Genomic DNA, 6,370 nt, shown 5'->3' with positions numbered 1-6,370 from the left:
TAACATTACAAGTCACTTTTTTATTTATTTCGATTGATAACTCATTGTATTCCCTAATAACATGTCATATTTATTTACAAGGAGGAAGTCATGAATAAATCATTTCATAGATTCTTTTCAAAAATTGCAATATTACTGCTCTTCAGTATCACGATGAATGTCCTGGTCTTAATCAATCCACTTGGAGTTTCTCTTGCCAGCGCTTCTACAGTCACCAATCCGTCTACAGCGACAGTTCAACTGTCAGGTCCAGCTTCCATTAGCGTAAGCGACCAAGTATACGTGAATGTTTCTCTAGTCGGAGCACCGAACAATGCGTCAGTGGGTAAGTTTGTGTTTGTATACGATCAGACATCATTTGAATACATAAAAACGACATCGGCCAAATCCAGTCTGAGCATCGTCGGTGAAAATAACGAGCCAGGCAAAGTGAGTGTTCTTGTCACCGATTCTGCAGGAGGGCTGACTACAAACGATCCCGTACTTACAATGGCTTTCAAAGCCAAGACGGCGACTAGCCTTAGCGGAATCACCGGTTCCGTAGAGCTGGGGCTCTCCGACGGCAGCACCTTGCTGACACAGGCAGCTTCCATTCCGCTCCAAATTTCCAGCCTGATCCCAGGCGATCTTAACGGCAATAATGTGTTAGATGTCGGCGACCTCGCTTTATTGATGAATTATTTTGGGTTTGATTCCAACAATTCAGATTGGGGCTTGGTTTCATCCGCAGATTTCAATAATGACGGCATTATTAATATTTCCGATCTTGCTTATCTCGGCAAAAAAATTCTTTACGAAAACGGACAGCCGTTCCAACTGCTGGAAGCTGATATTATGGGCATTCAGAATGCAATGGCGGCCGGTAAGCTGACCTCGGTTCAGCTCGTTCAGATGTATTTGGATCGGATTGCCGCATACGACAAGCAGGGACCGACGATTAAATCTCTCATTACGATCAATTCAAATGCCTTAGCGATTGCAGCCAGTCTGGATCAAGAGCGCAATGACAAAGGTCCGCGCGGCCTGCTGCACGGAATCCCAATCATTGTGAAGGATAATTATGACACAATCGACATGCCTACAAGCGCCGGATGCACATGTCTGAAAGATAACCAGACGGTAAGCGATTCTTTTATGGTTAAAAAGTTAAAGGATGCAGGAGCCATCATTTTGGCCAAAGCCAATTTGAGTGAATTTGCCATTAATACAGACACGAATAGTTCACTGGGAGGCCAAACGAAAAATCCATACGTATTGACCCAAAATCCGGGCGGTTCCAGCGGTGGAACAGGCGCATCCATTGCTTCTAATTTCGGGGTTGCAGGTCTGGGTACGGATACGGGCGGTTCGATCCGAATTCCTTCCTCCTACAACAGCATCGTTGGGATTAGACCTACGATCGGATTGACTAGCCGAGACGGCATCATTCCTTTGGCCCTGTCTCAAGATGTTGGCGGTCCGATGACCAGGACAGTAGCGGATGCGGCTATCATGCTTGACACGGTTAGCGGTTATGATCCTAATGATATTGTTACAGCGGGCAGCATTGGCAAAAAGCCGACCAGCTATACGAATTATTTGGTTAAAGACGGGCTAAAAGGCGCACGGATCGGGCTTGTCGCCAATTCATCCATAATAGGAACCAACAAAGAAGTGCTTGGCCTGCTGAACAAAGCGGCTGATAGTATGCGCGAACAAGGCGCGGTTGTCACGAATGTGTACATTCCTAATGCAGACACGATAGTGGGTTATTCGAGCTTAAGCGCCTACGAGTTCAAATATAACTTGAATGACTATTTGTCAAACCCACGCTTGGTCGATCCGAACTCGGTTCGCTATCATTCACTTACAGATATCGTCAATTCGCAAACGGATTTCTTAGCTTCGCTGAAAAGTACATTAACCACGAGAAACAATGTGGCCCCGCTCGATACGAACCAGGACTATAAAGATATTCTGTTATTCAGGACGCGTCTCACTCAGCAATCGCTGCTTGGTCTGATGGCCGACAATAATCTTGATGTCTTGCTCTATCCAGCTACAACGACGCCTACGAGCGGTGGTAACGCCAATCGTTTGAGTCCGTTCTCCGGCTTCCCGGCGATCAGCGTACCGGCCGGATACGTAGCCAACGGAACGCCGATTGCCATCGAGATGCTTGCCAGACCTTACGAGGAAGGTCAGCTAATCAAACTCGGCTATTCCTATGAGCAAGCCACGCATAACCGGGTAGCTCCGAAAAGTGTCCCAGCGCTGCCTTAGAAATAACCGGCAAGGAGGACAATGTCATCCGATTCATTATATGAGAAGGGACGAACCTGGATATGCGGCGTAAAAAACGAACTCTATTAATGATGCTAGTGATGTTAATCATGCTGGTGCCACAACATATTATGGCGGCAACGACTTCACCGTCGGTTTCTATTGAAGCTTCCAAGAATGTCCTGAACGTTGGCGAAGACTTCACAATTACCGTAAAGGGCAGCAATCTCCAAGATTTGTATGCCTATCAGTTTTCACTTTACTTTGATCCCAGTCAATTAAAGTTCAAGCTGGGGAGCGAATCGACATCCACGGTTGGCTTTCGTGCACCAGTTATATTTTCCGAGGCGGGCGGAACGCATTTGGTCTTTGCCCATACCAAGTCAGGGAACGTGGCGGGCGATAACGGATCTTTGGATTTGGCAACCTTTACCTTCACGAAGACGGGTAACGGTGCTGCCAACATCGCTTTGAAAGATATTATGCTTATTGACTCCAAAGTGCCTCAATCTACGACAAATGCAGCAGCAGCCAGCTATACGATTGTTACTAAAAGCGATGATACAAGCAGTGGAAGCAGCGGAGGCGGAGGCGGGGCACCATCCAACGAAGGAACGATTACGACTGAGGGCGGAACGTTAACCTTAAATGGCGCCAAAATCGAAGTGCCGGCTGGAGCGCTAACTGGCAGCACGAAAGTGACCGTGGATAAACTAAGTGATACGTCCATGCTGCCTGTTGACGCGTCTCTTAAATTAATAAGCGGTGTCTACGAAATCAAAAAAGACAGTGAAGGTGATTTTAACAAATCCGTTGTCATCACATTGCCTTTCGACAAGACTGCCGTGGATTTTACGAAGTCGCTAGTAGGCGTATATTGGTTCAATGAACAAGCCCGTACCTGGGTACAACTGGACGATCAGCAAGTAGATCAAGCGAGCGGGACGGCTTCCGGATTTGTCAAGCATTTCACGAAATTTGCTGTGCTGATGTCCGACAAAAAGGCTGTCGATCAGGATGGTGCTAGTTTTACCGATATCAAGGGACATTGGGCCGAGGCCAGCATTCGCGAATTCGTTAAACAAGGTGCGATCAACGGGTATCCGGACAACTCCTTTAAACCGGACAACAAAATTACGCGAGCTGAATTCGTTACCGTAATTGTCAAAGCGTTGAATCTCAAAGCTCAGGATGGCAAAAGTTTTGTAGACACATCAACGCATTGGGCAAAAAGCGCGATTTCAACTGCAGCAGCACTTGGTGTTGTTAACGGCTATTCGGAACAGACTTTTGGGCCTGACGATTTCATAACAAGAGAGCAAATGGCAGCCATCGTCATTCGAGCGGCAAAGATGGATCCGGTTGCCAAGAATATCGATTTTTCGGATCGTTCGTTGGTATCCGACTGGGCTCATTCGGCACTTGAGACCGCCATTGCCAAAGGATTGGTTAATGGATATGAAGACAATACAGTGAGACCGCAGGCGAACACGACCCGGGCCGAAGCTGTAACTGTCATACTTAGAGCGTTGGCATTACAAAAGTAAACCTATGCAAAGCAAAGCTGCTTCTTTAGTAGATGATCTACTGAGAAGCAGTTTTTTTTGCGCATTTGGAAAATCGCTCCTGTTTTGTTTACATAATATTTACCTATGGTAAACGTCTGGTTGACAATCTATTGATACAATGAGGTTCTCAATGCTTTTAAGAGCAGTAAATACATTTACAAAGGAGATTAGGATGAACATCGTTATCAAAAGAGCATTATCCGTTTTGTTATGTTTTGCATTATTGATTGGGATGCTAGGTGTAACTGTTCCGGCATCCGTAAAGGCTGAGTCGACAGATCCGGTTATTTTGCTGCAAGGTAATTCGGAATGGAAGTATTATGACAAAGGTATGGATCAAGGTACAGTATGGCGATCCACGTATGATGACACGGCATGGAGTTCTGGCAGCGCCCCTTTCGGATATAAGGATAATGGAACCGGAGTGACGACCACACTGTTCGGGCCGTTGAAAACGACAGTAGATTACGGTTCAAATAAAAGCAAAAAATATCCGACTACCTATTTCCGCAAAGTATTGAATGTAGATAAAAGCAAGATTGATACATATAGTCAAATACTCGGTACGTTTGCAATCGATGACGGTGCAGTTCTCTATGTGAATGGAACGGAAATTACTCGCTTCGGCATGCCGGATGGCGAAATTACATATACAACGAAGGCAACTTCCAATAAAGACCTTCCTGTTATTTACGATACGGTTGATCTTACAGAAGCACTAAAAACGAATCTTCATGATGGCGATAATGAGCTTGCGGTTGAAGTTCATCAGCAAAGTGACGGCAGTTCTGATCTCTATTTCGATATGAAACTTGTTGCTGTTGCTGATGCTCCAGTTGTGGCAAGTGTAAGCAAGGTAACGGTAACCTTCAACGGAGACCCGACCAGCTCGAAAGGCTTTGCTTGGTATACATCACTTGAATCAACAGACAGCGACTTGCAAGTAGTAGAAAAAACAGGTGCTGCACCTGATTTTACCAAAGCAACCGCATTTACGGGCCGTTCGTCCAAAGCGACGAATTCCGCACAAGAAAATGTACATAAAGCCGAAGCAACAGGCTTGAAAGCGAATACGACCTATTTCTTCCGGGTCGGCGATAAGAAGTTGAATCTTTGGAGCGACACAGGTACATTCCTGACCGCACCGACAAGCGGAGCGTTTTCCTTCATCGATTTGACGGATACGCAAGCACAGGACGAAGAAGAGGCGGCCATTTCCGCTGCGACGCTGTCCAAAGCGCTGGCAACGGTGCCGAATGCCAAATTTGTCCTTCATAATGGCGATGTCGTAGAACACGGCACGACGGAGCAAGAATGGAATTGGCTGCTTGGTCATTCGCAGCAAAGCCTGCTGAACACGACGATTGTACCGGCAGCAGGCAATCATGAAGAATCCGGCAATGCCTTCTTTGAACATTTTAATATTAAGAAAGTAGAGAACTCAGATACTTCAACAGGAGCGTACTACTCGTACGACTACAGCAACGCTCATGTGATCGTGTTGAATTCGAATGAGAAAAATAAATCCACAGTATACGATAATTTTTCGGACGCTCAGGTTGAGTGGATGAAGCAAGATGTACAAGCTGCTAAAGCGGCAGGAGCACAATGGATTTTAGTTAATATCCACAAAGGTCCGTACACAACTGCAAACCATGCGACAGACAGCGATATTAGCGGAGCTAAGGGCGAGAGAAACAAAATTGCCCCGCTGATGAACGAACTGGGCATCGATTTCGTTTTCCAAGGACATGACCACATCTATGCACGTACAAAGCCGATCTTGAAAGATGGTACTGCAGAAAATGTGGAGAAAATAACAGAAATATTGAACGGTCAAACAATTGAATATGCCGTAAAACCAGATGGCACTATTTATTTAATTCCAGCCGCAGCCGGTGCAAAGGTATATTTCAAGAATACCAAATTGGACGAAGCGTATTTGAATCTATTCGAGAGATCGGAAGAGAACCATGCGAAGAAGTATGGGGATACAACGACTAAAGCGCGTGGGCAAGTACAGAATTTCGTCGGTGTCACAATCGATGGCAACAAGATGAAGGCTGTAAGCTATGAAATCGATAAAAATATCAATAACGGCGTTCCGTTCATTATCGATCAGTTCGGTATTGTGAAGAATGAGGATACGTACGGGTACAGCATCAGCACACCGAATGTTTCGGTAACGGGGCTTTCAGCGACGGTGTCAGCGACCGTTCAAGATCTGTTGAACGTATCTGAACAAGCTACTGTTATCTTCCAATTAATGGATGGCACAACTCCGGTTCAGCTCGTGTCCATTAAAAATGATATCCAGGGCGCTCAAGAAGTTACGGCACAATTCAACCTGCCGGCATTCAAAAATTACACAGTTAAAGTACTGGTCTGGGATGATCTTCAAAATCAAGTGGCTAAAGCACAACCACAAGATGCCGTTATAACGCCTGCTGCCAAATAGTGATCATTCATAGAGGGGCTCTGAGAGCTCCTCTATGAAATCTATGAAGATTGGATTAGAAATACAAAAAGACTGGAGAATT

General features: G+C 45.6%; 3 protein-coding genes. All 3 read left to right on the top strand.

The genetic code is table 11. The annotated features are described in order from the left end of the window. The first annotated feature begins 90 nt into the window (after positions 1-90). The 3 genes from AC3WRW_RS04560 (at position 91) to AC3WRW_RS04550 (ending at position 6,288) form a co-directional block, all read left to right on the top strand. On the top strand, positions 91-2,262 hold the full coding sequence (locus AC3WRW_RS04560; protein WP_492545175.1) for an amidase family protein: 2,172 nt from the start codon (positions 91-93) through the stop codon (positions 2,260-2,262). 92 nt (positions 2,263-2,354) lie between these two features. Then, positions 2,355-3,809, top strand: coding sequence for an S-layer homology domain-containing protein (locus AC3WRW_RS04555; protein WP_492545174.1), 1,455 nt, complete (start codon positions 2,355-2,357; stop codon positions 3,807-3,809). Between the two features lie 193 nt (positions 3,810-4,002). Continuing rightward, positions 4,003-6,288: a purple acid phosphatase family protein gene (locus AC3WRW_RS04550; RefSeq protein ID WP_492545173.1), complete on the top strand. Its 2,286-nt coding sequence runs from the start codon at positions 4,003-4,005 to the stop codon at positions 6,286-6,288. The last annotated feature ends 82 nt before the right edge of the window (positions 6,289-6,370 follow it).

This window comes from Paenibacillus sp. FW126-R14 (assembly GCF_058789495.1).
Note: the sequence above shows the minus strand (reverse complement) of the source record. Positions and strands in the feature narration are given on the sequence as shown.